Genomic DNA, 24,732 nt, shown 5'->3' with positions numbered 1-24,732 from the left:
GCCATGCGGGTGGGCAACCCTAGCCGAGATGGCGGCGACGCCAGACGCCGGGCGCCATACCCATGTGCCGGGCGAATACGCGCGTGAAGTGGCTCTGGTCGGAAAAGCCGCAAACCACGGCCACCTGCGCCAGTGGCACACCGGCATCCTGCAGCAACGCGCAGGCGCGCACCAGCCGCTGGGCCATCAGCCATTGATAGGGGGTCTGCCCGGTGGTATCGCGAAAGGCGCGCGTGAAATGGCTGCGCGACAGCTGGCAGGCGTCGGCCACCTCGGCAATCGACAGGTCGCCGTCGATCCTGGCGGCCAGCAGTTCCTTGGCCCGCGCCACGCTGCGCGGCGACAGCAGGCGGTTGACCTTGCGCGATGCCACCGGCTCCTCGCCATACTGGCCTACCAGGTGCACGCCGATGGTCAGGCTCAACTGGTCGACAAACAGCCGACAGGCATGCTCGGGATGACTCAGCGCGGGCACCATCGCCTGGGCCAGGTGCGCCAGCACGGGGTCGGGCTGGCCGGCCGTATCGCGCAGCGCGCGTTGGCGGGTGCGACCCAGTTCGCTGCTGGTGCGCTCGATAAAGCTGCGCGGCAGCTCCATCAGGATGAAATCGAAACGGGTCTGGTAGTCGGCCTTGTAGTCTTCGGACAGGCTGCGGACGTAGATATCGCCGGCCGCGAAATCGTGCGTGCGCGCGTGCTGCCCGGCGATGATGCGGCGGCGGTGGCCGGCCTGCAGGGCGATGCCCGCGACAAACCCGCGTTCGGCCGCCGGCATGGCGATCTGGCCCGACTGCAGGCGCGAGCTTTTGCGATAGAACTGGATGTCGCTGCCGGCCAGGGCCTGGTCGGCGCCGAGCTTGTCCGCGGAGCAGCCGAACGTATCGACCAGTCCTGACGGTCCCTTCGGGGCGGAGGTGGTTTGGGTAGTCGGCATGGCGAAAGTCCGCGAAGAATTACGATGATGCTGCCTGATTCTTACCAGATCCTTGCAGAAACAGGCCGGCGCAGCATAGCACGCAGACCCCGCCCGCCGCATGGCGCTACCGCAGGCTATCGCACGCTTCCGGGGCGCCGTGCCACCGCCCACAAAATATCTGACGCTTCGCGCCGCCTCCAGTAAAGTAGATCTTTCCCCGGCCGGTGTGATCCCTCCCTCATGAAACCCTACGTGCGCGTGGAGGACCGCCACGCCTTCGACACCATCATCGACGCGCGCTCGCCGGCCGAGTTCGAGATTGACCATATTCCGGGAGCGATCAACTGCCCCGTGCTCGACAACGAGGAGCGGCGCATCGTCGGCACGCTGTACAAGCAGTCCGGCGCCTTCGAGGCCCGGCGGGTTGGCGGCGCCATGGTGGCCGCCAACCTGGCCCGCCATCTGGGCGAGCAGTTTTCCGACCGGCCGCAGGGCTGGCGGCCGCTGGTCTACTGCTGGCGCGGCGGGCTGCGCAGCGGTTCGATGACCACCTGGATGCGCATGGTGGGCTGGGACGCCCAGCAGCTGGCCGGCGGCTACAAGTCATGGCGGCGTCATGTCATCGCCACACTCGAAGCCCTGGCACCCCAACTGCCGCTGGTGGTGATCTGCGGCGCCACCGGCAGCGGCAAGACGCGCGTGCTGCAGGCGCTGGCGGCGCACGGCGAGCAGGTGGTCGATATCGAAGGCCTGGCCCGGCACAAGGGATCGCTGCTGGGCGCGCTGCCGGACGTGCGGCAGCCCTCGCAGACCGCCTTCGAGACGGCGCTGGCCGATGCCATCGAACAAATCGACCTGTCCCGTCCGCTGTTTGTCGAAGGCGAAGGGGCGCGCATCGGCCAGCTCAACCTGCCGGTGCCGCTGGTGGCCCGCATGCGCGACAGCCTTTGCCTGGAAATCGAGGTGCCGATGCCGGCGCGGCTGGCCTTCCTGTTGCGGGACTATGCCTATCTGGGCGACCGGCCCGAATGGCTGGCCGAACAGCTCGGGCGGCTCAAGGCGCTGCACGGCAAGACCACCATCGACGCCTGGCAAGCCATGGCGCGTGCCCGCGACCTGCCCGACCTGTTCGCCGAACTGGCTGCCCGGCACTACGACCCGTCCTATGCGCGGTCGCAACGCAAGCACTTCCATCGATGGGATGACCGCATGACCGTCACGGCTGACAGCCTGTCGGCCGAAGGTATCGAGGCACTGGCCGCGGTCATTGCCGAGCGGGTCAAGGCGCGCTGGCCGGGGTAGGCCCCGTCAGATATTGTGTTTGCATCACACCGCGCCACCACTGGTGACCCGGAACGAATGATGCGAGTCCTCGCCCACAACGGCCTCGCCGCCTCCGCGAAACACGCCATCGCGTGGTCGCGAATGGTGCGGCGCACCGGGCAAGGGAATGCGTCGGCCGCCACCGGTCCCACATGGCACGTGAAAAGCGGCCTCAGGCGCTACTCCGGGTGGACGTCCCGGATCCGCATGATGGTCTGGCGTGACACCTTGAAGTTGCGCGCCAGTTCGCTGACCGACGTGCCCCGGCGCAATGCCGCGCGGATTTCATCGTGCACGTTGGACGCCAGCGCGGGGCGCCGGCCCAGCCGGCTGCCGCGCTCCACGGCCTGCTCGGCGCTGGCCTTCATCCGGGCGCTGCGCGTGTCGCGCTCCATGCCTTCGACGGCCTGCAGTGTCCGGAATGCCGTGGAAGTGTCGTCGGTCAGCAGCGCGTCGCCGGTTTCGATGCAGTGCAGTTTCACGCCCAGTGCCCGGAACCGCTCCACCGTGGCGACCACATCGCGCACGGAGCTGCCAAGGCTGCAGAGCCGCAGCGTCGCCACCACATCGCCTGCACGCAGCCGCCGCAGCAGTTGCTGCATGCGCGGACGATCCAGCGCGGCAATCGAGGCCGGGCTGCACTCCCACCATGCCTGACCGAAATCCACCACATATCCCGCGGCGTCGAAGCTGACGCATTCGCCTTCGAACTCGCGAAGGGTGGAGGCCTGGTTGGTGTAGACGTGGGTCGAGGGCATGGGGGCGGCTCGTTACCGATGACGTGATCGATAGTGAGTGCAAGCATAGCAGGGATGTCCTGAAACCCGGACATTCCGGACAACGCTGCAATGTACCGTCGGGGGGCGACCTACCTGCCATTTTCTGGACAGGCAGTCGATTGCCGCACTGCGCGAGACCGTCGATGCACTACGCCGGCATCGTCGTTTCGTACTTGAAGCCATGCCGGCCGAACTGCTGGACGCAGCGGCGCACCCCGGTGGTGCGCCGGCCGTCAGGCAAGCCGAACGCTCAGGAGCGTGGACAGCAGGTCGTCCACCATGACGGGCTTGGGCAGATGTGCGTCGAATCCGGCCTGCAGCGCCGCGCTCACGTTGCTTTCGGCGGGGTGGAGAATACGGTGGCGCTGCCGGGGATATGGCGGGAGATCGGCGGCGCCTGATCAGTCCTGGCAACGCCGGCATTACGTCTTGCTCTCGGGCGGATGGCGTCCGGCAGACGCCCATCCGGGTTCTTACTGCTTTGCGCCGTCGGTGTACGGGTCGGGCTTGCCGGTCCGGGCACCATCCAGATACGGGTCGGGCTTGCCGGCCTTGGCGCCATCGGTGTACGGGTCCGGCTTTCGGGGGGCCAGGTCCGTGCGGGTCGACGTCTTGGCGCCGCCCGCGTACGGGTCGAACTTGTCGGCCTTTGCACCGTCCAGGTACGGGTCGGGCTTGCCGACCTTGGCACCATCGGTATAGGGGTCGACTTTCCGGAGCGTGCGCCCGGAATTCGCTTGCGCGTGGGCCAGTTGCACAGCACCCAGCGCCGTCAGCGCGGCAACGACCAGCATCGGTACGGTCTTCTTCAGCATCATCATCCTCCTCTCTCTCTCTCTCTAACAAGGGCCGGACAGGGGCGTCCGGCCGGAAACGGAAAATCCGGAAACACAAACAGGGAAAGGCCGCATGGCGGCGCCGCTGAAGCTTGAACGGTGTTGGCGCGGCACGTTGCCGAAATCGCCCGTATTTTTTGCATTGGCACGATGAATCGGTGCCACGGTGCGATGCCGGGCTGGCGGGACACGCGCAACTACGGCGCGAGTCGCGTGAACACGTAGTCGCGATTCTTGACGAGCGAGGCGTGGCAGGCAAAACAGGTCTGGTGCTGCGCCAGATCGGCGGGCTTGCCGTCGATAAAGCGCCCGTAGCCCCAGCCGCCCGATGCGGCGTACTTCTTCGAATCCTTGACCATGACCTGCACGGTGGTGGCGTGCCCAGGCACCAGTGCGGACTTGAACTCGGGCGATTGCGTGTATTTCCACGCCAGCTTGACCAGCACCGCGCCATCGGGGAACGGCAGCTCGCCGCGCTTGTACGCATCGATGGCGACCTTGTTGCCCACCACGGTGCGCAGTTCGTTCAGTGGCTCGCCTTCAAGGGCGGGGGCAACCAGTTGCCAGTTGCGGTAACCCTCCGGCAGCGTCACGCCGTAGATGGGCGACGCATCGGGATTGGCAGGGCTCGGCGTGGCAGCGGGCCCGGGGCTGGCCACGGACTGCCCGGCGGCAACGGCGGCCCCCGCCAGCAGGACGGTTGCGGCCGCAGTCAGGGCTACGACGGACATCGACTTCATGGTGGCTCCGCGAGTTCGGTGATCGGGAGTCCATTAGGCGACGAGGACGTATCGCGGGTGTGTCACCGCATGGCGTCCCCGTATCACCGTGCTTCAGTCGTCCGGCCTGATACGTAGTGATACAAAATCCTGCTGCTTCGGTGCGACGTTACTCGCTGGCGGGTTGCCCTTCCAGAGAGGCGCCCCTGGTCTCCGGCAGCAACAGCACCGTCAGCAGCACCACGCCGTAGGCCGCGCCCGAGAAGATGGTGATGGCCGTGGCAAGGCTGACGGAGTGGCTCAGTATCCCGACCAGTCCCGGAAACAGCGCGCCGATGCCGCGGCCGAAGTTGTAGGTAAAGCTCTGGCCGTTCGCGCGCGATTCCGACGGATACAGTTCCGTCAGGTAGGCGCCTACGCCGCTGAAGATGCCGCATGACGAGAAGCCCAGCGGAAAGCCCAGCCACAGCATCTGCTGGTTCGACAGCGGAAGCGTCAGGTACAGGTACACCGACACCATCGACAGCACCGAGAACATCATGAAGTTGCGCCGCCGGCCCCAATAGTCGGCCAGGTACGCACCCACGACATAGCCGCAGAACGAGCCCGCGATGATCACGAACAGATAGGCGCCTGTATCGAATACCGACAGATGCCGCTCGATCCGCAGATACGCGGGCAACCAGGTGGACATCGCATAGAAGCCGCCCTGGATGCCGGTACACAGCAGCGCGCCCAGCACCGTGCGGCGCAACAGCGACGGGGCGAAGATCGCCCATACCGAGACCCGTCCGCCCTTCTCCCGCCTGGCAGAATCAGCAACGAAGACCTGCGGTTCCGGCACATGCCTGCGCACGTAGAGAACCAGCAGCGCCGGCAGGATGCCCACCCAGAACAGGCTGCGCCACGCAATGGACTCGGGCAGCAATGTGAATGCGATGCTGTAGAGAATGGCCGCGATACCCCAGCCTATCGCCCAGCCGCTCTGTACCAGCCCAACCGCTTTCCCGCGGTGTTGCGGTGCGATGATTTCACCGATCAGCACCGCGCCAACCGCCCATTCGCCGCCGAAGCCCAGCCCCTGCAGCGCGCGCAACACGAAAATCTGCTCGAAGTTCTGCGCAAAACCGATCGCCAGCGTGCAGAACGAGAACCAGAGAATGGTCCACTGCAGCACCCTGACGCGCCCGTAGCGGTCGGCCAGCATGCCGGCAATCCAGCCGCCGATCGACGAGAAGATCAGGGTAACGGTGCCCAGCAGCCCGGCCTTGCCGCGATCCAGCCCCCATAGATCGATCAGGGATGCCAGCACGAAGCTGAACACCATGAAGTCGAATGCATCGGTCGCCCAGCCGGCAAAAGACGCCTTGAAAGCGCGCTTGCCGTCGGGGCCGAGTTCCGCATACCAGCCGGGAAGCCATGCACCCGGTAACGAGGTTTGACTTATTTTATTGGTTGTTGTCATCGTTAAATGCCGTTCTGAAGTACTGCCTGGGGCGACCGGTGATGATACAGCCCGGCAATCAATTCGACACGGCAATCACCGATGGGCCCGCTCCACCTGCGAAGGCGGACCAGGAAGGCGTTCGGCAAAAGCAAATGCCGGGCGAGGCGCCCGGCATTTATCTGGAAGAAGCGAGGGTGCGGGCGCGTTCGGGCACGGCAAGCCCGAACGCGTTGCCGTCACAGGGGCAACGACAGGCGCGCTTCGAGCCCGCCCTCGTGCCGGTTCCGCAGTGCCAGGTCGCCGCGAATGGCCTGGGCCAGCCGGCGGGCGATGGCCAGGCCCAGCCCGCTGCCCGGCCCGCGTGCAGCGGTTTCAGGCGATCGATACCAGGGCATGAACACGGCGTCCAGCTCAGCGGGGGCAATGCCCGGTCCCGAATCGAGCACGGCCAGGTGCAGGCGCCCGCCTTCGGCGCGCACCCGCACGCGGACGTTGTCGCCATAGCGGAAGGCGTTGTCGACCAGATTGACCAGGATGCGGCGCAGCGCGTGCGGACACGTGACCAATGGCCGCCCCACCAGCCCGTCCAGCGACAGCGTGCAACCCGCATCGCGATAGTTCTGCACCAGCACCGCCAGCATGCCGTCGGCGTCGACCTTCCGCAGCTTCTGCGCCAATCCGCTCTGCATGCGGGCGCAAGCCAGCCCGGCCTCGGCAAGTTCGCGCATCTCGTCCAGATCGCGCTCCATCGCGGCGCGCAGCGACGCATCCTCGATCAGGTCGCAACGCAGCACCATGCGCGTCAGCGGCGTGCGCAGGTCGTGAACGCACGATGCCTGCATCGTCAGCCATTCCGACTCGCGCTCGGCACACCGGCGCCGGGCGTCGTTGATCGCGCGAATCAGCTGGTTTATCGGGGAAGCGCCCATCTCGGGCAATGGCTCGTTTCGTCCGGGCTCCGCGCCGGACAACTGCTCCAGTTGCACGGCCAGCGCCGCCACGGCGGCACCCAGCCTGAGCATGCGTTGGACGCAGACCGCCACGATCAGCCCCGCGCCGGCGCCAAAGAACAGCAAGGCAGTCAGCGGGATACCGGTGCGAGGCATCGCGGCGGCAGCGGAACCACTGGCACCCGGCCACTCCGCCGCAAGCAGCAGGAGCAGCATGGCCAGCGCCACCGCGTACCACATTCGCCCGATGCGCGACCAGTGACCGCTCCACAGGGCAATTGCTGCCCGGTTGGTCCGGCCCGCATACACGGAAGACTGGGAAGAAACGTTTGGTGGCGCAGCCGTGTCCATGGTCATGGTCATTCTCCGATTGCCGCTTCTCCGAACGGCGCGGCCGAATGACACCATGGTTTGCGTGCAACGCACCATCAGCCCGGCAGGTGAGTGCCCCTATACCGGCATTTGCGCCGGCATTTACAAAATGAAGATTGGCTAAATGGTGTCGTAGGCGGACTGACGATCTGGAACGATGACGCATACCACCATAGGCAGGCAGTCATACGAAGGTATGGTCATGCCGGCCATCGCTGGCCAATGCAGTTCCTATGGCACGGGATCGATGCGAAGTGCCGGCGCAGCATTTCGTTGCGATGCATCACAACGTGCGCCTTTGCCGCCTGCATTTCATACAGGGAACACTACATGAGCGAACGGATCATACCCGGCACTTTCCCGATCCGCAATATGCAGATGTTTCCCGCTTTGTTTTCAATGGTTTGCGGCGCGCCGATGGCACGGCATCCGCCACGCAACATGCCCTCGCCAGGCGTTTCGCATCTGTCGTCCGAACGCTGGAAGCGCTTCCATCATTAATGGAACCCTCACTACACGAGTTCCCGGCAAGCACCGGGCTGCCGTCAGCCTGGTGCTTGCTCGGCTTAATTGATGATCGGGTTCTTCTTCTGCATATCGTCCTGAATCATCTTTGACCAGGCGGCGCCCACCTGGCGCTCGGTCACGTAGCCGCGCTTGCGGGTGTCGATCTTGTCGAAACGCTTGTAGACCTCCGGCATCCCGACGCGGGCCTCTTCGCGGGTCAGTTTGCCGTCGTGATCGGTGTCCGCGGCCTTGAACCGTTCCATGAACCACTTCTTGCGATCGCCCGGCGTCATCCCCTGGGGCGGCTGCGGTACCTCATTGACATCGGTAGTGACGGGCGGCGCCACCGGCGCCATGGGTTGCGAAGCCTGTGCGTTGGCCAAACCGCTGGCAAGGCTGATCGACAAGGCGAAGGCAGCAACAAGGCAGTTCATTCGGTCCATTTTTTCTCCTCGACTTTTCGTTTTTGCGATGATGGTCCGGCGGCTGTAACGGAGCAATTCCGGGACAGCGAAACCCGCGCGGCTATCCTTCCAAGTATTGGCGAAAAATCGGCCGGCCATTTGACATTTTGGGACCGTCGTTTGATGCCTCGGGACATCGCAAGGGAAAACCCCTCCCCGCCATGTGATTTGGCAACGGCCTGCGGATTGCGGCAACGGCCCTGCCCCGCCGGTCCCACGATTTTTCTCGACCCTTCGGCAACGCCTGATTGTCGTCGCGGCCCATGCCGGCAAACCATCGTATAGCGCCACCATGGTGATGGTCTGATAGGCGAGGCCCACGTCGCTGCCTAACCTTGATTCACGGTCCACGTGCTTCAGTCTCCTGACCCGCGCACCGGACTGCCCAATCAAGGAAAAAGGGAATTCATCATGACTGACCTGACCAGGCGAAAGGTAATGATCGGCGCGGCAACCACCGCGTTTGCAGCGGCAGCAGCATCGGCGCACGCCGCATCGTTCGGCAATCCCGACCGTCCGCCCGAAGGCGCGATCAACGCGCGCAACCGGCAGGGGTTGACCGATCCTGGCCCGCGCAACGATGCCCTGGCACAGCAGTTTCCGTCGTTCCAGGATGCGCCCGCCACCGACGTCAACGGCATGCCGCAATTCTGGTCATCGTTCAACAATGCCCACAAGCGGATCCAGGACGGTGGATGGGCGCGCGAGGTCACGCAGGAGGACTTTGCCATCTCCAAAGACATCTCGGGCGTGAACATGCGGCTGTCGGCCGGGGGCATTCGCGAGATGCACTGGCACCAGCAGGCCGAATGGGCCATCATGCTCGACGGCAAGTGCCGCATCACGACGCTCGACGAGGAAGGCCGCGCCTCGGTGCAGGACGTCAAGGCCGGCGACCTCTGGTACTTCCCGCCGGGCCTGCCTCATTCGCTGCAGGGTGCGGGCGCCACCGGTGCGGAATTCCTGATCGCGTTCGATAACGGCATGGCATCGGAATTCAACACGCTGCTGGTGACCGACTGGATCGCGCACACGCCGCCGGACGTGCTGGCCACCAACTTTGGTGTGCCTGCCGAGTCGTTCAGGAATATTCCCGTCGATAACCTCTGGATCTTCCAGGGCAAGGAACCCGGCCCGCTCGCTGCCGCGCAGCGCGCCTCGGCTTCGAAGAAAGGCCCGCCCGCCGTGCCAGTGACATTCTCGCTGTCGGACTCCACGCCGGCGCGCAAGACGCGCAGCGGACGTGTGCAGATTGCCGACAGCCGGAATTTCCAGATCTCGCAGAACATTGCAGCGGCGCTGGTCACCGTCCACCCGGGCGGCCTGCGTGAACTGCACTGGCACCCGAACGCCGATGAATGGCAGTACTACATCCGGGGCAAGGGCCGCATGACGGTGTTCGACACGGGCCCCAAGGCGATGACTGCCGACTTCAATGCCGGCGATATCGGCTACGTGAAGAAGGGGCTGGGCCACTACGTGCAGAACGTTGGCAACACGGACCTGATCATGGTCGAGGTCTTCAAGGCCGACCACTTCGCAGAGGTCTCGCTGTCAGACTGGCTCGCGCACACGCCACCCGAGATGGTCATGCAGACGCTGAACATCAGCGCCGAGACTCTGGCGCAGTTCCCGCGTGACCGCCCCGACATCGTGCCGACATGAACGCGGGGGCGGGCCCAGCGTCGCCCAGAACAGCTAGGGCGTGGGCTTGACGATGATCTTGCCAATGACGCGGCCGGACTCCTGAGCCTCGTGCGCTTCGACGATGGCATCCAGCGACACCTGCATGCCTATCGTCGGCGCATAGGCGCCATCCGCGAGACATTGGCTGATCGCCGAAACGGCTGCGGACTTTGCCGCCTCGGGCACGGTGTAGATATAGACGAACCGGAATGTGCAGCCGCCAATCATGGCCTTCAGCAAAGGCAGCGGCAAGTGATCGCTGGCAGCCGCCACGGCATAGGCGCTGATGATGCCGCCGTTGGCCAGGCAGCCCATATCGACGTCGAGATTGTCTTGCAGGCTGACGTCCACGATCCTGTCGACGCCCTTCTGCCTGGTTTCGGACATCACGATCGCCGGCACATCCTGCGACCATCGATCGATAACGATGTCCGCTCCCGCGCGTCGCGCGGCATCCGCCTGGGCGGGCGTTGAGACGGTGGCCGCCACCCAGGCGCCGGCCCATTTCGCCAGCAGGATGGCTGCAGTCCCGACCGCCCCCGCCCCCCCGTGGACCAGAATGGCCTGCCCCTTGATGTCGCCGTCCGCGAACAGGCAGCGATGCGCGGTCAGCGCAGGCACGCCCAGACAGGCGCCGACTTCGAACGATACGTTGTCGGGCAGCGGAACGGCTTGCCTGGCCGGAACGACGGCGTGGTCCGCCGCGGTGCCAAAGGCGCGACGATACTGTGTTTCGAACAGCCATACCCGTTCGCCGATGCGTGCCGGTGCCACGTCGGCACCCACCGCGTCGATCACGCCAGCACCGTCCTGATGCGGAATGACCAGAGGAAATGCGGCCGGGCCAGAAAAGCCGGTACGCGCCTTGATATCGCTAGGGTTCAGGCCAGACGCATGGATCCGCACCCGAACTTCGCCAGGCCCGGGCAATGGAATTGGAAACTCGCCGAGCTTCAGCACGTCGGATGCCTTGCCCTGCCGTTCGTAATAGGCCGCCTTCATCAATCTCGCTCCTTGAACAAGCGCCGTCGGCTCCAATCGACGACCAGCGCAACAAAGCCCGGACTATCGGCGGTTGACCGCTTTTCCACAAGAAGGCACAACTTTGATATATAGGGATAAAAAGTATCCTATTGGGAGCAGGCATGACCTCTTCGGCTACCGCGTATCAGTGCTCGGTCGCGGCAACGGTCGACGTCGCGGGCGGCAAATGGAAGCCCTTGATCGTCCACTATCTGATGAATGGCACCAAGCGGTTCGGCGAATTGCAGCGCCTGATCGGAAATGTCACGCAGCGCTCGCTGACGCTGCAGCTTCGCGAGCTTGAATCGGACGGCATCGTGACCCGCGAGGTTTTCGCGGAAGTGCCTCCGCGTGTCGAATACTCGTTGACCGAGTTCGGCACCACGCTGGCGCCCGTGCTGGCGGAGATGAAGAAATGGGGCGACGCCTATATTGAACGGCTGGAGCAAACGGCGCGTCGCTAGACACAGGGGAACACCCATGAAACCTTTGCTGGCCGGCGGATGCCTTTGCGGTGCTGTCCGTTACGCGGTGGACGATGAATTTGTCTATGCGTTGAACTGCCACTGTTCGAATTGCCGCCGCGCGACGGGGTCGGCATTCAAACCCTTCGCCGGGATCGAACGCGGCAAACTGCGTATCACCCAAGGCGAAGGCAACATATCGATCTTCGGCGACGCGCAGGCATCGCACGACGTGCACTGCAAGACTTGCGGAAGCCTTATGTTCTCGGTGGTTCGCGATGGCAAATACGTGCACGTCACCCTGGGAACGCTGGCAGACACACCCGCGATTCGCCCCACCGCCCATATCTTCGTGGGCTCAAAGGCGCCGTGGTACGCCATCACCGACCAGTTGCCACAGTACGACGAACTCGATTAGGCGGCAGGTTCCAGGCCAACAGCGGGGCCAACAGCGGGGTCCACGCCAGGACCGAAAGCAGCTCCAACCGCGGCGTGACGGAAAAGATACGTTTCGAACCCGACGTCCGTACGGCAGATGGCGGGAATAAATCCTACCCTTCAATGGTTAACGGTATAAACGGCGCGCACTTCGCCAGCCAGGCAAGGCGACGCGAAGTGCAAGCGCCGGGGATCGAGAAAGCCAAGCAGGGGACACATCATGAACGGGTGCAGGTTTCGCAGGATCGCCCTGGCATTGCTGGCGGGAGCCGCCATGGCAGCCAGCACGCCGACACTGGCCGCCGGCCGTGGCGGGGCCCCGAGCGGTGGCTTCAGCGGAGGCTTCGGCGGGGGCATGCCTGGCGGGAGCCTGCAGGGTCGCAGTTTTCATGGCAACGGCGCCTTTCGTCACGACGGCTTCCGCCATGGCCGTGGGCGCGTCGTGTTTCTTGCGGTAGGCTCGGTGTGGCCTGCCGCGTGGGAGTACCCGTACGACGCCTGGGCATACTACCCAGTCGACTCCGGCTACTCCGGCTACGCCGCTCCCCCGGCGCAGTACGCCGGGAAAAACAGCAAGACCGCCGGCTCTGAAGGGGCGTCGGCAAGCGCCTGGCGATATCGCTGCGACCACCCCGACGGCTATTACCCGAATGTCAGGCACTGCCCCGGCGGCTGGCAAATGGAGCCGGCCCGACCACCTTCCTAGCGGCAGGTCATTCGGGTGGTCGTGGAATTGGTCCCGTGCGTCAGCGCAAGGCACGTCCGGATAGATCACTGTCCATGGCGGGCACACCGCCGTATTGGCAAGCCAGAGAGTCAGGAGCCTCCAAACCAGTTGTAACCCTGGTCCACCCAATAGCCGCCCGGGAATGTGTTGGTCACGAACAGTTCCATGATGTGCTTGGGATTCTTGTAGCCGAGCTTGGTCGGCATCCGCAGCTTCATCGGAAAACCGTACTTTGGCGGCAGGCGCTCGCCGTCGTACGTGAAGGTCAGCAAGGTCTGGGGATGAAGCGCCGTGGCCATGTCGATGCTTTCGTAGTAGTCATCGGCACAACGGAATCCCACGTACTTTGCGGTGGTATCGGCGCCGATGCGCTGCAGGAAGCCGGCAAACGGCGTACCGCCCCATCGCCCGATCGCGCTCCAGCCTTCCACGCAGATATGGCGCGTGATCTGTTCGGCCTTGGGCAGCGCGTAAAGCTCCTCCAGGGTCCAGCTTCTTTTTTCCCGCACCAGCCCGCCAACCTTGAGCCGGAAGTCATCACCGTTTACCACGGTGACTTCATCGATTCCGTAGAACGCATTGAACGGGAAAGGTCGCGTGATGTCCGCCTCGGTATATGTCGGGGCAAGCCGGTTCGGATCGAATAGCCACGCCTGCACGCGGTCGTTCATGCGCGATACCCGCGACAGGAACGTTTCCACCGAGGCATCGTCGGTCAGGCTGCACCCGCCAAGCATGGCCAGCCCGCCAAGTGTGAGGATGCGCTTGCCGAACAGGCGCCGCGACGGTGCGTCGAGTTCGCGCCGCACGTCGATGGCCAGCGACTCGCGGTCGATGGCCATGGGTCTGGAAGATTTGGGGTTCACGACTCATGCTCCAGGTTGGGTCATCGTCCGCGGATCATCGTCAGCAGGCTGCGCGGCACCAGCGCCACCATGACCACGTGCAGCACAACAAAGGCGGCAAGCAGGGACATGGCGCAAAAATGGACCACGCGCGCGAATTCGTAGCCGCCCATCATCTCGCGCAGCAGCGGAAACTGCACGGGCTTCCAGATCGCAATGCCGGACAGCACCAGCACGAGCAGCACCACCATCACCAGCAGATAGGCGAGCTTCTGCACCGCGTTGTAGTGGCTGAGGTCGGCGTGGGACAGGCGCCCGCGCAACGCGGCGCCCAGGTCGTCCAGCACGGCACGCGGCCGCAGTGGAAAGAACTTGCGGGCAAAGCGACCCGTGGCGAGGTTCATCCCCAGATAGAAGATGCCATTGAAGAACAGCAGCCACATGGCCGCGAAATGCCATTGCAGCGCGCCGCCCAGCCATCCGCCCAGCGTGATGTCGCCTGGAAAGCGGAACGGCGGGAATACCGGCGAAGCGTTGTAGATGCGCCAGCCGGACAGCATCATGACCAGGGCCGCCAGCGCATTGAGCCAGTGCGTGATGCGCACCCAGCCCGGCTGGATCTTGCGTGGGGCGACGCGAACGTTGATTGCGTCATGCGAGAGTGCCATTTCGCCCTCCTCCAGAACCTGAAGCCGGGCACCGTGGGCGATTGCATGCCGCCACCGGCGCCTGGCCGAGTTTGCCCAGCGTTACTTGCCCATTCCGCCTGACATGGCATCGCCTTCCTTGCCCATCTTGTCGTGCGACTTCGGCTTGGCCATCTTGTCCTTGGACATCGCGTCCTTCGACATGGTGTCCTTCGCCATGCCGTCCTTGGACATTGCATCCTTCGACATGCTGTCCTTGGCCATCGAATCCTTGGACATCGCGTCCTTGGACATGGCCCCTCCGGTTTGGGCGAATGCTGCCGTGCCACCCATCATGAGCATTGCGGAAACCACGGCGATTGCGATCTTCTTCATGTTCGACTCCTCGTTACCTTGCGTTTGAACCGGGAGCGCCCCGGCCGACGAAACATCGCGCCGCGCCATGACCGGCGGGCACCCGATTCACACGGGATGTGTGCGTCTGGTGAGAAATTCGACGCGGCGGCGCATCCGGTTACAGCGCACGGGAAATTTTTTCTGCGCTGGTTGGAAGTGACAGCGCCGAAGCGCCTTGCAACACACACGATGGCCGCCGCAGCGTAGAATTCGCGCAAATCAACGTAGCCCGTGTAACCAACGCGATCGATGGAGCGAACTGTCGAACAGGATCTGCTGAAACGGCGGGAGTCTCGCCTGCTCGACCTGTTTACAGGTGGGCTGGCCGGCAACCAGGGGGCGTACGCGCAATTCCTGACCGAACTGTCCGCGATGCTGCGCGGCTATTTCCGCAATCGGCTGCCGCAGCAGGCGGGGGAAGTCGAGGACCTGACCCAGGAAGTGCTGCTGGCTGTCCACAACGCGCGGCACACGTACCTGCCGGGACAGCCCCTGACGGCCTGGGTGCATGCCATTGCCCGGTACAAGCTTGCCGATCATTTTCGTGCGCATGGGCGGCAAGATGCGCTGAACGACCCGCTGGACGCAGCGCAGGATGTCGCGGCGGCACCCGACCTGGAGCCGGCGCAGGCAAAGCGCGATCTGAACCTGCTGCTGGACCAGCTACCGGATCGTCAGCGCCTGCCGATCGTGCACGTCAAGCTGGAAGGGTTATCGGTCAGCGAAACCGCGCAGTTGACCGGCATGTCGGAATCGGCGGTAAAGGTGGGCGTGCATCGCGGGCTGAAGGCGCTCGCGGCAAAGATTCGAGGAACACGATGAACACGGACGACCTGATTTCCATGCTAGCCACCGGCGTCGCGCCAGTCGACCGGCACGTGGTCGGCCGCCGTTTCGGCATCGCCATAATGGCAGGGGCAGCCATGGCGCTGCTGCTGCTGTCCATCACGCTGCATTTCCGTGCCGACCTGGCCGAAGTCGCCGTCACGCCACTGTTCTGGGCCAAGGTGGCGTTGCCGTTGTCCCTGCTGCTGGGTGCCTTGTGGATGGTGACGCGGCTGGCGCGTCCCGGCATGGCCACCGGCGCGGGCTGGCCCTGCATTTCAGTGCCGTTCGCCGCCGTCTGGCTCGGTGCGGCCTATGTGCTGGCCGGCACGCCGGCTGGCGAACGCACTGCGGCAATACTCGGACAAACCTGGCGCGTCTGCCCGTTCGCAATTGCCATGCTGTCCGTGCCCGTGTTTATCGCCATCTTCTGGGCCTTGCGCGGGCTGGCGCCAACGCGGCTGCGGCTGGCAGGCGCCATGGGCGGCCTGCTGTCTGGCGCGCTCGCCACGCTGGTCTACTGCCTGCACTGCCCGGAGATGGGCGTGGCGTTCTGGGGCGTGTGGTACGTCCTCGGCATGCTGGTGCCCACCGCCATCGGCGCGTTGATCGGGCCGCGACTGCTTCGGTGGTAATTGTCCCGCCGACCGCATCTCGTCATTCCTGTCTCGACGCGGACGATCGCACGCGGTCAAAGGTGGGGACGCAATCTGCCATGCACGATGCGCACCGCGACATTGAATCCAGCCCATGAATCCAGCATTACTCCCCATCGCCGGGCCACGGCATGCGACGAATGGCAATTACCACAGCGTGCGGCTATATCGGATGGCCGCGTCGGCAAAATCGCGGTTTGTCATGGCACCGCCTTCCGCACGGCCAGCACTTTCGTGGCTGGTGCGGCTGAACGTGGTGCTCTGGCGGTTGTCCGGCTGGACCGGGCTGCGCAGGAATGGCGATGACAACCGCGCGGTGAGCGGCGATACGCTCGATTTTTGAGTGAGGAACTTGCGCATGACAGACTCCTTGGCTTTCCGCGCGTTCGGGGCGGATAGCGAGAAGCGGCGCGGGCGATGCCGCTACCGTGGCTTGCAGGGGTTCAGGCAAGCCGGCGGCATCGAATGCAGTGGCTTGCTCAGACAGCTAGTGAATATCGACTGGGATCACTGTCCATTTGAGGCATTCCGAAGTAGAGATGGCTGAAGCCTACCCGCCGGATTGCGGGCCGTACACTGAATTGTTCTTCAGGAAGCACCGCCCGACGCAGCCAGGGGGATTCTGACGCGAAACACGGCACCGCCCTCCGGCGCGTTCCCGGCATCGATATGGCCGCCACAAGCATGGATGATCGACTGCGAAAGGGCCAGTCCAAGCCCAACTCCGTCGCTGGCCGAGGCACGCGCATCGGCCCCCCGGAAGAACCGGTCGAACAGGTAGGGCAGCTCTTCCTCGGGGATGCCTGGCCCCTCGTCGCGGACGGACAGCCACGCATCGTCCGCCTCGACATTGCAGTCGACGGTGATCGTGCCGCCCGGGGGCGAGAACTTCAGTGCGTTATCCACGAGATTGGCCAGCACCAGCCCCAGCGCGCCATGCGCCACGCGCACACCGCTCACGGCGCTGGCATGGGCGACGAGTTCGACCTGCCGCTCGTGGGCGGCGCCCTTGGCCCTCAGCAGCGTCTCCGCGACCAGCGCATCCAGCGGCTGTGCATCGGCGGCGAGCCGGCCCTGCACGGCGTCGAAACGCGCCAGCATCAGTAGCTCCTCGATCAGCCGGGTCAGACGACCAACCTCGTCAAGGCATGAACGCAACGTGTCCACGTATTCCTGCCCGTCGCGCGGCCGGCGCAAGGCCACCTCGATCTCGGTGCGCAGCCGCGACAGCGGCGAGCGCAACTCGTGCGATGCATCGGCGGTAAAGCGCCGTTGCCGGTCGAATGCGTGCTCCAGCCGGTCGAGCATTTCGTTCAGCGTATCGACCAGCTGGCCGATCTCGTCCGACGTGCCGGGATGCGGCAGCCGTTCACCAAGGTTGGCATCGCCGATGCGACGTGCCTGGCTGACCACATCCCGGATGGCGGTGAACGCACGCCGCGTCAGCACCATCCCCGCGCCACCCACCGCCGCCAGCAGGGCGACGGCCATCGCGCCGAACAGCAACGTCGCCGATTCCAGTACACGATGCACGTCGTCGAGCGACCCCGCCACCTGGACGATGACGGGCCTGCCGTCGGCGACGGCGCGAAACGACACCATGCGCAATGGTTCCTCGCCAAAGTGGGGCAAGGTCTGGAACACTTCCTGTCCGGCGGCCAGTTCGGCCAGTAGTTGGGGGGGCGCGGGCAGGCTGGATTCGCCAAGGTTCGCGCTGCGCGCCAATACACGCCCCTGTCCGTCGATAATCTGCACGAGCCGGTCCAGGCGGACCAGCGAAGGCGGCGCGGTGTCGCCCGGCCGCTCGTGCACCCGGATCGGCTGGTTTCCGCCATCGGCCAGCATGCTGGCCTCGGTTTCCGCCAAGGCCAGCAACGCGGCATCGAGCTGGCCGTGAACCAGCCGCGAGAGCTGCCACCAGGCGGCAAACGCGGTGCAGGCCACGATCACCACGATCACTGCCCAGTGCGTCAGCACCAACCGCTGCCGGAAACTCAACACGTTACTGGACTCCCGCCGCATCGATGCGGAAACCCTGGCCACGCACGGTCTGGATCAGCGCCGGCATTCCGGGCGGGTCCAGTTTGCGGCGCAGGTTCTTCATATGCACGTCGATAAGGTTGTCGATGGCGATCAGGTCCTCATGCCAGATGTGCTCGGCAAGCTGGGCGCGGCTTACCACCGCCCCCGCCCGCTCTACCAGCAGAACCAGAATCGCATATTCCTTCGGAGTCAGCACCAGCCGACCTCCTGCGCGCGTGACAATCCGCCGCTGGGGATCGATGACCAGGTCGCCCAGCGCCAGCGGCACTGGCTGCGCCAACTCGACCCGACGCAGCAACGCGCGGATATGCGCGAGCAGTTCCTCGAAGACGAATGGCTTGGTCAGATAGTCGTCGGCGCCGGTGTCCAGTCCGGCAATACGGTCGACGATGCCATCGCGCGCCGTGAGCATCAGAATCGGTGTACGCACGCCTTGCGCGCGAAGCTCCTGGCAGTAGGCCACGCCGCTCTTGCCCGGCAGCATCCAGTCGAGAACAAGCAGTTGAAAGGCGGTGCCGCTGTAGGCAGCGGCGGCCTCGGCCGAATGGGCGACTTCCACCTCATAGCCCTCTTCCTGCAGACCACGCGCCAGTAACCTGGCCGCCTTCTGGTCATCGTCAACCAACAGGATCCTCATGGGTCCACCTTTCCAGATCGCCGCAGATTCTAGCAGCACACTTGGCGCCGGAACCGTTGAGCTGCCGTCCCTGAAGAAGAATTCAGGGTGTCTCGCGATAGGGCTCGGTACCATTTCCGGCAAGAACCGCATGTGCCGGCTCCATATCTTCCTACGCAACCGCCTCGGAGTAAATCATGATCAACAGGCCGGCCCTTCGCGGGCGTCCTGCCTTCTGGCTCGTCGGACTTGTCGTGCTTGTCCTGATCGGCGCCATCCTGTGGTCGGCGCATGCCAAGGACGCGCAGCCGAAGGACGACGTCACCCCCGCCATCCTGCGCGAAGGCGGTCGGCTGATCGTGCCGGAAAAATCGCCATTGCGTCGCACGCTGGCCGTCGCCACCGCTTCCCGCGAAAGCGTGGCCGCGCCCTTCATGCTGCCCGCCGTGGTCGAGGCCGACCCGGCCAGGATGGTCAAGGTGCTGACACCCCTTGCCGGACGCATCGTCACGCTGAACAAGCAGCTTGGCGACGAAGTGAAGCCGGGCGATGTGCTCTTCACAATTGACTCCGCGGATCTTGCGCAGGCCAACAGCGATGCGGCGAAGGCCAACGCAGCGCTGGCGATGGCCCGGCGCAACCTCGATCGCCAGCGCGAACTGGACAAATCGGATATCGCCGTCCGGCGCGATCTCGAACAGGCCCAGAGCGACTACGACCAGGCCGCCAGCGAAGCCGAACGCGCGCGCGCCCGGCTGGTGCAACTCGGCGCGCGCGGCGCGAGTGCCGCGCCATCGGCAGGCAATCGCCTGCTTACCGTGCGCGCGCCGATCGCGGGTCGCGTGGTAGACCTGGTAGCGGCCCTCGGCGGATATTGGAACGACACGACGGCGCCGCTGATGACCGTTGCCGATCTGTCGCACGTATTCGTAACAGCCAACGCCCAGGAAAAAGACCTCGCCCAGCTTTACGTGGGCCAGTCCGTAACGGTCCGGTTCGACGCCTATCCCGACCCGACGGCTGCCAAGGTCCGGTTCGTCAGCGAGATCCTCGATCCGGATACCCGCACGACCAAGGTTCGCATGCTGTTGGACAACCCCGCCGGCCGGCTCAAGCCTGGCATGTTTGCCCAGGCGACGTTCCTGTCGGAGCCGCATGCGGGCATCGTGGTGCCCATGTCGGCCGTCGTGCAGAGCGGCTTCTACACGCGCGCCTTCGTGGAGATCGCTCCCTGGCAGTTCGAACCCCGCGTCGTCAAGCTCGGCGCGCAACTTGGTGACCGCACGGAAGTGACGTCGGGCCTGGCGGCCGGCGACCGCGTAGTGGTCAAGGAAGGGGTGCTGCTGAATGATTGAGCGCCTGGTCACCCTTTGCTTCAACCGGCGCGGCATCGTCGCGCTGGTTTTCCTGATGGTAGCGTTGTACGGCTGGTATGCATGGAAGCAGCTGCCGCTCGAAGCCTATCCCGACATTGCCGATACCACATCGCAGGTCGTCACCCAGGTCAACGGCCTGGCAGCCGAAGAGGTGGAGCAGCAGATCACGATCCCGCTGGAGCGCGAGATCATGGGTGTGCCGGGCATGCACGTGATGCGGTCAAAGAGCACGTTCGGGCTGTCCCTCATCACGGTAGTCTTCCAGGACGGCGCAGAAGACTACTGGTCGCGCCAGCGCCTGCAGGAGCGCATCGCCGGCGTATCGTTGCCTTACGGCGCGCAGCCGACGCTCGATCCGCTGACGTCCCCGATCGGCGAAATCTATCGCTACACGCTGGTTTCGAAAACGCGCACCCTGCGCGAGCTGTCGGAACTGCAGTTCTGGAAGGTCATCCCGCGCCTCAAGCAAGTGTCCGGCGTCGTGGACGTGGCCAACTTTGGCGGCCTGACGACGCAGTTCATGCTCGACTTCGACCCCGTCATGCTGAACAAGTACGGCCTGTCGCTGAACCAGATCACGCAGGCCATCACGGCGAACAACGCCAACGCCGGCGGCAGCATCCTGGACCGTGGCGAGCAAGGCCTGGTGGTGCGCGGCGTCGGCCTGATCCACAACCTCGACGACCTCGGCAATATCGTCGTCACGCAGAAGAACGGCGTGCCGGTGCTGGTCAAGGACCTGGGCCGCGTGGTACTGGGCAACCCGCAGCGCCACGGCATCCTGGGCATGGACAATAATCCGGACACGATCCAGGGCATCACGCTGCTGCTCAAGAACGAGAACCCGTCGCGCGTGATGGCCGGCGTGCACGACGCCGTACGCGACCTGAACGACAACATCCTGCCCAAGGATGTCAAGGTCGTGGCCTACATCGACCGCAGCAACCTCGTTGATGCCACCGTGCATACCGTCGGCAAGACGCTGCTCGAAGGCATGGTGCTCGTGTCGCTCGTGCTGCTGCTTTTCCTTGGCAGCCCGCGGGCCGCAGTGATCGTCGCGATCACGATCCCGCTGTCGCTGCTGATGGCATTCATCCTGATGCACCACTTCCGGATTCCGGCCAACCTGCTTTCGCTTGGCGCGATCGACTTCGGCATCATCGTGGATGGCGCTATCGTCGTGATGGAGAACATCCTGCGGCGCCGAGAGGAAGAGGCCGGCCGCGTGCTGACCGGCCGCGACATCATGCAGGCCGTGCTCCAGGTGGCGCGCCCCATCTTCTTCGGCATGGTGGTGATCATCACGGCCTACCTGCCGCTGTTCGCTTTCCAGCGCATCGAATACAAGCTGTTCTCGCCGATGGCTTTCGCGGTCGGCTTCGCCCTGTTCGGCGCACTGCTGGTGGCATTGCTTCTGATCCCCGGCCTGGCCTACTGGGCATATCGCAACCCGCGCAAGGTCTTCCACAATCCAGTGCTGGTGTGGCTCGCGCCGCGCTACGAATCCGTACTGGACGGGCTGGTAGGCCGCACGCGGCTGGCGCTTGGCGTCGCCGGCGCCACGCTGGTGGGGGTGATGATCCTGGGCGCCACCATCGGCCGCGACTTCCTGCCCTATCTGGACGAAGGCTCCATCTGGCTCCAGGTCACGCTGCCGCCCGGCATTTCGCTCGACAAGGCCGGTCAGATGGCCGACAACCTTCGTGCCGCGACGCTGGAGTTTCCTGAAGTCGAGCACGTGGTGACACAGGTGGGCCGCAACGACGAAGGCACGGACCCATTCACGCCGTCGCATATCGAGACGGCCGTGACCCTGCATCCGTACGACACGTGGAAGACCGGGCGCGACAAGCAGCAGTTGATCGCGGCCATGGCGGCGCGGTTCCGCGAGCTGCCCGGCACGCACGTCGGGTTCTCGCAACCAATGATCGACGGCGTGCTGGACAAGCTTGCCGGCGCGCATAGCGATCTCGTGGTCAAGGTCTACGGCAACGACTTTGTCGAAACCCGCCGCATCGCCGACGCGATCACGCGCGTGCTGCGCAATGTGCCCGGTGCAGAGGATGTGATCATCGACCAGGAGCCGCCGTTGCCCCAGGTGCGCATCGACGTGGACCGTGCCGCCGCCGCCCGGCTGGGGATCAACGTGGCCGATGTGATGGCCCTGATCCAGACTGGTATCGGCGGCAGCCCGGTGACGCAGGTATTCGTCGAGGACCGCAGCTACGACGTGGTGGCGCGCTTTCTCAGCACCTCGCGCAATTCGCCCGAGGCCATCGGCAATCTCATGCTGACCGCCGCCAACGGCGCCCACGTGGCCTTGGCGCAAGTGGCACACATCCACCTGGCCCAAGGGGAGACCACGATCACACGCGAGATGAACAAGCGCCATCTGACCGTGCGGCTGAACCTGCGTGGGCGCGACCTGGCTTCGTTCCTCGAAGAAGCGCACGAGCGGATCGACCAGCACGTACCCTATGACCACACCCGCTTCCAGGTAGCCTGGGGCGGGCAGTTCGAGAACCAGCAGCGTGCGCAGGCGCGCCTGGCCGTCATCCTGCCGATGGTGCTGGCGCTGATGTTCGTCCTGCTCTTCGGCGAGTTCAAGAACCTGCGGCAGCCCGCACTGATCCTGATGGCCGTGCCGTTGGCCACGCTCGGCGGGCTCGTGGCGTTGCATCTGCGCGGCATGACGCTCAACGTCTCGTCGGCCGTTGGTTTCATTGCGCTGTTCGGCGTGGCCGTGCTCAACGCAATCATCATGATTGCCAACCTGAACCGCTGGCGCGACACACCGGGCGTGGACCTGAAGCGCGCGGTGATACAGGCAGCGGGCGAGCGCATGCGGCCCGTGCTCATGACGGCAACCGTGGCGGCGCTGGGCCTCATTCCCGCCGCCTTGGCCCATGGCCTGGGCAGCGACGTACAACGTCCGCTGGCCACGGTGGTGGTGGGCGGGCTCGTCACGGCGACGGCGCTGACGCTGGTGCTGCTGCCGGCGCTCTACTACCTGATCGAAGTTCGTGCGGCCAGGCAAGTGCGCACGGAGCGGCCCGTCAATCTGGACCCGGCCAGCGAAGGAGAACTGTGATGGGACGCATCGCATCGACAGGCGTGGTGGCATTGCTGGCGTTGTCCGCCGCCGGCTGCGCGGTGGGCCCGGATTTCAAGCGCCCCGCAGCGCCCGACATCGCGCGCTATGGCACCAGCGACCTGCCTGCGGAAACCGTTGCGGCAACCACTACCGACGGCACCGCGCAGCGGTTCGTTCCGGGACAGGACGTGCCGGCACAATGGTGGACGATGTTCGGATCCAGCGAACTGAATGCGCTTGTCGAGACGGCGCTGCGCGTCAATCCCGACCTTGAGGCCATGGAAGCGGCGTTGCGCGCGGCCCGCGAAAATGTGGCCGCGCAGCGTGGCGCCTTCTTCCCCAGCGTGGACGCGGAGTACTCTCCTTCTCGGCAGAAGATCGCGCAGATCGTTGCCAGTCCGCTTTCCGACAACAGCGATCTCTTCACGCTGCATACGGCACAACTGAGCGTGTCATACGTACCCGACGTCTTTGGCGGTACGCGCCGGCAGGTGGAGGCCGGCGTGGCGCAGGCGGAAGTGGCGCGCTTCCAGTGGCAGGCGGCATACCTGACGCTGACGACAAACGTGGTCAACGCGGCGATCCAGGAGGCTTCGCTGCGGGCACAGATCGCTGCCACGCACGACATCATCGGGTTGGCCACGCGGCAACTGGACGCCGTGCGCAAGCAACGGCAAGCCGGACTGGTTGGCGCGGCGGAAGTCGCTGCACAAGAGGCCACGGTGGCGCAAGCCGAAGCCACCTTGCCGCCGCTGGAAAAACAGCTGGCCCAGCAGCGCAACGTGCTGGCCGCGCTGGTCGGCAGGCTGCCCAGCGATCCGGTGTCGCAGCAGTTCGAGTTCGGCACGCTGACCCTGCCGACCGATCTGCCGGTGAGCCTGCCGTCGGCACTGGTTGGCCGGCGTCCCGACATTCGCGCGGCGGAAGCCCAGATGCATGTGGCCAGTGCCCAGATCGGCGTGGCCACCGCGGCGCGGCTGCCCAACATCACGTTGACGGCCAGCCTGGGCAGCTCGTCGCAGGCGCTTGGCAACCTCTTCGCCGCAGGCACCGGTTTCTGGGGCATCTCGGCAGGCTTGATGCAACCCATCTTCAAGGGCGGCACGCTCCTGCACCAGCAGCGCGCCGCCGAGCAGGCCTACAAGCAGGCGTCCGCCCAGTACCGCAGCATCGTGATCGGTGCCTACCAGAACGTTGCCGACACACTGACCGCGATCCAGGTCGACGCACGCGCATTGCGCACCTCGTCCGACGCCGAACGCGCCGCCTTCCGCAGCTTCGATATTGCACAGCACCAATGGAAGGCCGGGTCGATCAACTATCCCGCGGTGATGCTGGCCGAGCAGAGCTACCGTCAAGCGGCGATCACGCTGGTGCAGGCACGTGCCAGCCGCTACGCCGACACGGTCGCACTGATGCAGGCGCTGGGCGGCGGCTGGGCAGCCGAGCCGGACACAACCGGCGCCGCGACGCCTGCGCCCCCACCCGCTCCACAGTAAGGACGGATTTTCCACCGCGCCGCACCGCCGCGTTGTTCGTTCGTCTCCCTGATAGCAGACGAAAAAAAGCCACGTCACGAAGGA

25 protein-coding genes are annotated in these 24,732 nt (G+C 65.0%); 11 read left to right on the top strand and 14 right to left on the bottom strand.

All coding sequences use genetic code 11. From position 1 onward, the window contains the following. Window positions 1-19 precede the first annotated feature (19 nt). Complete coding sequence (locus ACOABP_RS25440) at window positions 20-934, bottom strand: helix-turn-helix domain-containing protein (RefSeq protein WP_474228441.1); 915 nt, start codon at window positions 932-934, stop codon at window positions 20-22. Between the two features lie 222 nt (window positions 935-1,156). Between ACOABP_RS25440 and mnmH the strand changes: the two genes are divergently transcribed. Continuing rightward, window positions 1,157-2,218: a tRNA 2-selenouridine(34) synthase MnmH gene (gene mnmH / locus ACOABP_RS25435; RefSeq protein WP_474228440.1), complete on the top strand. Its 1,062-nt coding sequence runs from the start codon at window positions 1,157-1,159 to the stop codon at window positions 2,216-2,218. A 200-nt stretch (window positions 2,219-2,418) separates the two neighbouring features. Here the strand turns inward: mnmH and ACOABP_RS25430 are convergent, their stop codons facing one another. Then, a complete protein-coding gene (locus tag ACOABP_RS25430) occupies window positions 2,419-2,997 on the bottom strand; it encodes a recombinase family protein (RefSeq protein ID WP_474228439.1) in 579 nt (192 codons plus the stop codon). Window positions 2,998-3,161: 164 nt separating this feature from the next. Here ACOABP_RS25430 and ACOABP_RS25425 point away from each other — a divergent pair, with 164 nt between their 5' ends. Further along, window positions 3,162-3,419, top strand: a complete 258-nt coding sequence (locus ACOABP_RS25425; RefSeq protein WP_474228438.1) for a hypothetical protein — start codon at window positions 3,162-3,164, stop codon at window positions 3,417-3,419. Between the two features lie 72 nt (window positions 3,420-3,491). Here ACOABP_RS25425 and ACOABP_RS25420 read toward each other — a convergent pair whose 3' ends face one another. From ACOABP_RS25420 to ACOABP_RS25405, 4 genes are all read right to left on the bottom strand, one after another. Next, on the bottom strand, window positions 3,492-3,833 hold the full coding sequence (locus ACOABP_RS25420; RefSeq protein WP_474230546.1) for a hypothetical protein: 342 nt from the start codon (window positions 3,831-3,833) through the stop codon (window positions 3,492-3,494). 218 nt (window positions 3,834-4,051) lie between these two features. Next, window positions 4,052-4,594, bottom strand: a complete 543-nt coding sequence (locus ACOABP_RS25415; RefSeq protein ID WP_474228436.1) for a cytochrome P460 family protein — start codon at window positions 4,592-4,594, stop codon at window positions 4,052-4,054. A gap of 148 nt (window positions 4,595-4,742) precedes the next feature. After that, entirely contained in the window at window positions 4,743-6,038 is a 1,296-nt protein-coding gene (locus ACOABP_RS25410; RefSeq protein WP_474228435.1) for an MFS transporter, read from the bottom strand. Window positions 6,039-6,256: 218 nt separating this feature from the next. After that, entirely contained in the window at window positions 6,257-7,327 is a 1,071-nt protein-coding gene (locus ACOABP_RS25405) for a sensor histidine kinase (RefSeq protein WP_474228433.1), read from the bottom strand. Between the two features lie 345 nt (window positions 7,328-7,672). On the opposite strand from ACOABP_RS25405, the gene ACOABP_RS25400 reads away from it, so the two are divergent. Further along, a complete protein-coding gene (locus tag ACOABP_RS25400; protein WP_474228431.1) occupies window positions 7,673-7,843 on the top strand; it encodes a hypothetical protein in 171 nt (56 codons plus the stop codon). A gap of 65 nt (window positions 7,844-7,908) precedes the next feature. Here the strand turns inward: ACOABP_RS25400 and ACOABP_RS25395 are convergent, their stop codons facing one another. After that, window positions 7,909-8,292, bottom strand: coding sequence for an EF-hand domain-containing protein (locus tag ACOABP_RS25395; RefSeq protein WP_474228429.1), 384 nt, complete (start codon window positions 8,290-8,292; stop codon window positions 7,909-7,911). Between the two features lie 432 nt (window positions 8,293-8,724). Between ACOABP_RS25395 and ACOABP_RS25390 the strand changes: the two genes are divergently transcribed. Further along, window positions 8,725-9,978: a cupin domain-containing protein gene (locus tag ACOABP_RS25390; RefSeq protein ID WP_474228427.1), complete on the top strand. Its 1,254-nt coding sequence runs from the start codon at window positions 8,725-8,727 to the stop codon at window positions 9,976-9,978. A gap of 33 nt (window positions 9,979-10,011) precedes the next feature. Here the strand turns inward: ACOABP_RS25390 and ACOABP_RS25385 are convergent, their stop codons facing one another. Then, window positions 10,012-11,037: an NADPH:quinone reductase gene (locus ACOABP_RS25385; protein ID WP_474228426.1), complete on the bottom strand. Its 1,026-nt coding sequence runs from the start codon at window positions 11,035-11,037 to the stop codon at window positions 10,012-10,014. 107 nt (window positions 11,038-11,144) lie between these two features. On the opposite strand from ACOABP_RS25385, the gene ACOABP_RS25380 reads away from it, so the two are divergent. After that, window positions 11,145-11,486: a winged helix-turn-helix transcriptional regulator gene (locus tag ACOABP_RS25380; protein WP_066742370.1), complete on the top strand. Its 342-nt coding sequence runs from the start codon at window positions 11,145-11,147 to the stop codon at window positions 11,484-11,486. A 16-nt stretch (window positions 11,487-11,502) separates the two neighbouring features. Beyond that, window positions 11,503-11,904 carry a GFA family protein gene (locus ACOABP_RS25375; RefSeq protein WP_474228423.1) on the top strand — a complete coding sequence of 134 codons (402 nt, stop codon included), beginning with the start codon at window positions 11,503-11,505 and terminating at the stop codon, window positions 11,902-11,904. 836 nt (window positions 11,905-12,740) lie between these two features. On the opposite strand, the gene ACOABP_RS25370 is transcribed toward ACOABP_RS25375, so the two are convergent. From ACOABP_RS25370 to ACOABP_RS25360, 3 genes are all read right to left on the bottom strand, one after another. Then, a complete protein-coding gene (locus tag ACOABP_RS25370) occupies window positions 12,741-13,493 on the bottom strand; it encodes a molybdopterin-dependent oxidoreductase (protein WP_474230545.1) in 753 nt (250 codons plus the stop codon). Between the two features lie 44 nt (window positions 13,494-13,537). Beyond that, entirely contained in the window at window positions 13,538-14,164 is a 627-nt protein-coding gene (locus ACOABP_RS25365) for a cytochrome b/b6 domain-containing protein (RefSeq protein ID WP_474228421.1), read from the bottom strand. An 81-nt stretch (window positions 14,165-14,245) separates the two neighbouring features. Then, window positions 14,246-14,518, bottom strand: a complete 273-nt coding sequence (locus ACOABP_RS25360) for a pentapeptide MXKDX repeat protein (protein ID WP_474228420.1) — start codon at window positions 14,516-14,518, stop codon at window positions 14,246-14,248. Window positions 14,519-14,788: 270 nt separating this feature from the next. On the opposite strand from ACOABP_RS25360, the gene ACOABP_RS25355 reads away from it, so the two are divergent. Beyond that, window positions 14,789-15,361: a sigma-70 family RNA polymerase sigma factor gene (locus ACOABP_RS25355; protein WP_474228418.1), complete on the top strand. Its 573-nt coding sequence runs from the start codon at window positions 14,789-14,791 to the stop codon at window positions 15,359-15,361. Continuing rightward, on the top strand, window positions 15,358-15,999 hold the full coding sequence (locus ACOABP_RS25350; protein ID WP_474228416.1) for a DUF1109 domain-containing protein: 642 nt from the start codon (window positions 15,358-15,360) through the stop codon (window positions 15,997-15,999). Before ACOABP_RS25355 ends, ACOABP_RS25350 begins: the two co-directional genes overlap by 4 nt. Window positions 16,000-16,167: 168 nt before the next feature. Here ACOABP_RS25350 and ACOABP_RS25345 read toward each other — a convergent pair whose 3' ends face one another. From ACOABP_RS25345 to ACOABP_RS25335, 3 genes are all read right to left on the bottom strand, one after another. After that, window positions 16,168-16,380, bottom strand: coding sequence for a hypothetical protein (locus tag ACOABP_RS25345; protein ID WP_474228415.1), 213 nt, complete (start codon window positions 16,378-16,380; stop codon window positions 16,168-16,170). 228 nt (window positions 16,381-16,608) lie between these two features. Continuing rightward, complete coding sequence (locus ACOABP_RS25340) at window positions 16,609-18,021, bottom strand: sensor histidine kinase (RefSeq protein WP_474228413.1); 1,413 nt, start codon at window positions 18,019-18,021, stop codon at window positions 16,609-16,611. Window position 18,022: 1 nt separating this feature from the next. Next, the gene (locus tag ACOABP_RS25335; RefSeq protein WP_474228411.1) at window positions 18,023-18,700 is read right to left on the bottom strand and encodes a response regulator transcription factor; all 678 of its coding nucleotides are present in this window, start codon (window positions 18,698-18,700) and stop codon (window positions 18,023-18,025) included. A gap of 176 nt (window positions 18,701-18,876) precedes the next feature. Between ACOABP_RS25335 and ACOABP_RS25330 the strand changes: the two genes are divergently transcribed. From ACOABP_RS25330 to ACOABP_RS25320, 3 genes are read left to right on the top strand one after another with little or no spacing between them, the layout of a single operon-like run. Next, window positions 18,877-20,034: an efflux RND transporter periplasmic adaptor subunit gene (locus ACOABP_RS25330; protein WP_474228410.1), complete on the top strand. Its 1,158-nt coding sequence runs from the start codon at window positions 18,877-18,879 to the stop codon at window positions 20,032-20,034. Then, window positions 20,027-23,146: an efflux RND transporter permease subunit gene (locus tag ACOABP_RS25325; protein WP_474228409.1), complete on the top strand. Its 3,120-nt coding sequence runs from the start codon at window positions 20,027-20,029 to the stop codon at window positions 23,144-23,146. The genes ACOABP_RS25330 and ACOABP_RS25325 overlap by 8 nt, the downstream gene beginning before the upstream one ends. Beyond that, the gene (locus tag ACOABP_RS25320; RefSeq protein WP_474228408.1) at window positions 23,146-24,648 is read left to right on the top strand and encodes an efflux transporter outer membrane subunit; all 1,503 of its coding nucleotides are present in this window, start codon (window positions 23,146-23,148) and stop codon (window positions 24,646-24,648) included. Before ACOABP_RS25325 ends, ACOABP_RS25320 begins: the two co-directional genes overlap by 1 nt. Window positions 24,649-24,732 lie beyond the last annotated feature (84 nt).

The sequence above is a fragment of the Cupriavidus sp. HE11 genome (genome assembly GCF_056097175.1).
The sequence above is the reverse complement of the archived record's forward strand: the minus strand, read 5'-3'. Positions and strand labels throughout refer to the sequence as shown.

Excerpts from the sequence above, each read along its gene's own strand:
- ACOABP_RS25360 (WP_474228420.1), bottom strand. The coding sequence starts at position 14,518 with ATGAAGAAGATCGCAATCGCCGTGGTTTCCGCAATGCTCATGATGGGT.
- ACOABP_RS25320 (WP_474228408.1), top strand. The coding sequence starts at position 23,146 with ATGGGACGCATCGCATCGACAGGCGTGGTGGCATTGCTGGCGTTGTCC.
- ACOABP_RS25355 (WP_474228418.1), top strand. The coding sequence starts at position 14,789 with ATGGAGCGAACTGTCGAACAGGATCTGCTGAAACGGCGGGAGTCTCGC.
- ACOABP_RS25330 (WP_474228410.1), top strand. The coding sequence starts at position 18,877 with ATGATCAACAGGCCGGCCCTTCGCGGGCGTCCTGCCTTCTGGCTCGTC.
- ACOABP_RS25390 (WP_474228427.1), top strand. The coding sequence starts at position 8,725 with ATGACTGACCTGACCAGGCGAAAGGTAATGATCGGCGCGGCAACCACC.
- ACOABP_RS25425 (WP_474228438.1), top strand. The coding sequence starts at position 3,162 with ATGCACTACGCCGGCATCGTCGTTTCGTACTTGAAGCCATGCCGGCCG.
- ACOABP_RS25420 (WP_474230546.1), bottom strand. The coding sequence starts at position 3,833 with ATGCTGAAGAAGACCGTACCGATGCTGGTCGTTGCCGCGCTGACGGCG.
- ACOABP_RS25395 (WP_474228429.1), bottom strand. The coding sequence starts at position 8,292 with ATGGACCGAATGAACTGCCTTGTTGCTGCCTTCGCCTTGTCGATCAGC.
- ACOABP_RS25415 (WP_474228436.1), bottom strand. The coding sequence starts at position 4,594 with ATGAAGTCGATGTCCGTCGTAGCCCTGACTGCGGCCGCAACCGTCCTG.
- ACOABP_RS25440 (WP_474228441.1), bottom strand. The coding sequence starts at position 934 with ATGCCGACTACCCAAACCACCTCCGCCCCGAAGGGACCGTCAGGACTG.
- ACOABP_RS25325 (WP_474228409.1), top strand. The coding sequence starts at position 20,027 with ATGATTGAGCGCCTGGTCACCCTTTGCTTCAACCGGCGCGGCATCGTC.
- ACOABP_RS25335 (WP_474228411.1), bottom strand. The coding sequence starts at position 18,700 with ATGAGGATCCTGTTGGTTGACGATGACCAGAAGGCGGCCAGGTTACTG.
- ACOABP_RS25345 (WP_474228415.1), bottom strand. The coding sequence starts at position 16,380 with ATGCGCAAGTTCCTCACTCAAAAATCGAGCGTATCGCCGCTCACCGCG.
- ACOABP_RS25370 (WP_474230545.1), bottom strand. The coding sequence starts at position 13,493 with ATGGCCATCGACCGCGAGTCGCTGGCCATCGACGTGCGGCGCGAACTC.
- ACOABP_RS25350 (WP_474228416.1), top strand. The coding sequence starts at position 15,358 with ATGAACACGGACGACCTGATTTCCATGCTAGCCACCGGCGTCGCGCCA.
- ACOABP_RS25410 (WP_474228435.1), bottom strand. The coding sequence starts at position 6,038 with ATGACAACAACCAATAAAATAAGTCAAACCTCGTTACCGGGTGCATGG.
- ACOABP_RS25365 (WP_474228421.1), bottom strand. The coding sequence starts at position 14,164 with ATGGCACTCTCGCATGACGCAATCAACGTTCGCGTCGCCCCACGCAAG.
- ACOABP_RS25375 (WP_474228423.1), top strand. The coding sequence starts at position 11,503 with ATGAAACCTTTGCTGGCCGGCGGATGCCTTTGCGGTGCTGTCCGTTAC.
- ACOABP_RS25430 (WP_474228439.1), bottom strand. The coding sequence starts at position 2,997 with ATGCCCTCGACCCACGTCTACACCAACCAGGCCTCCACCCTTCGCGAG.
- mnmH (WP_474228440.1), top strand. The coding sequence starts at position 1,157 with ATGAAACCCTACGTGCGCGTGGAGGACCGCCACGCCTTCGACACCATC.
- ACOABP_RS25405 (WP_474228433.1), bottom strand. The coding sequence starts at position 7,327 with ATGACCATGGACACGGCTGCGCCACCAAACGTTTCTTCCCAGTCTTCC.
- ACOABP_RS25400 (WP_474228431.1), top strand. The coding sequence starts at position 7,673 with ATGAGCGAACGGATCATACCCGGCACTTTCCCGATCCGCAATATGCAG.
- ACOABP_RS25380 (WP_066742370.1), top strand. The coding sequence starts at position 11,145 with ATGACCTCTTCGGCTACCGCGTATCAGTGCTCGGTCGCGGCAACGGTC.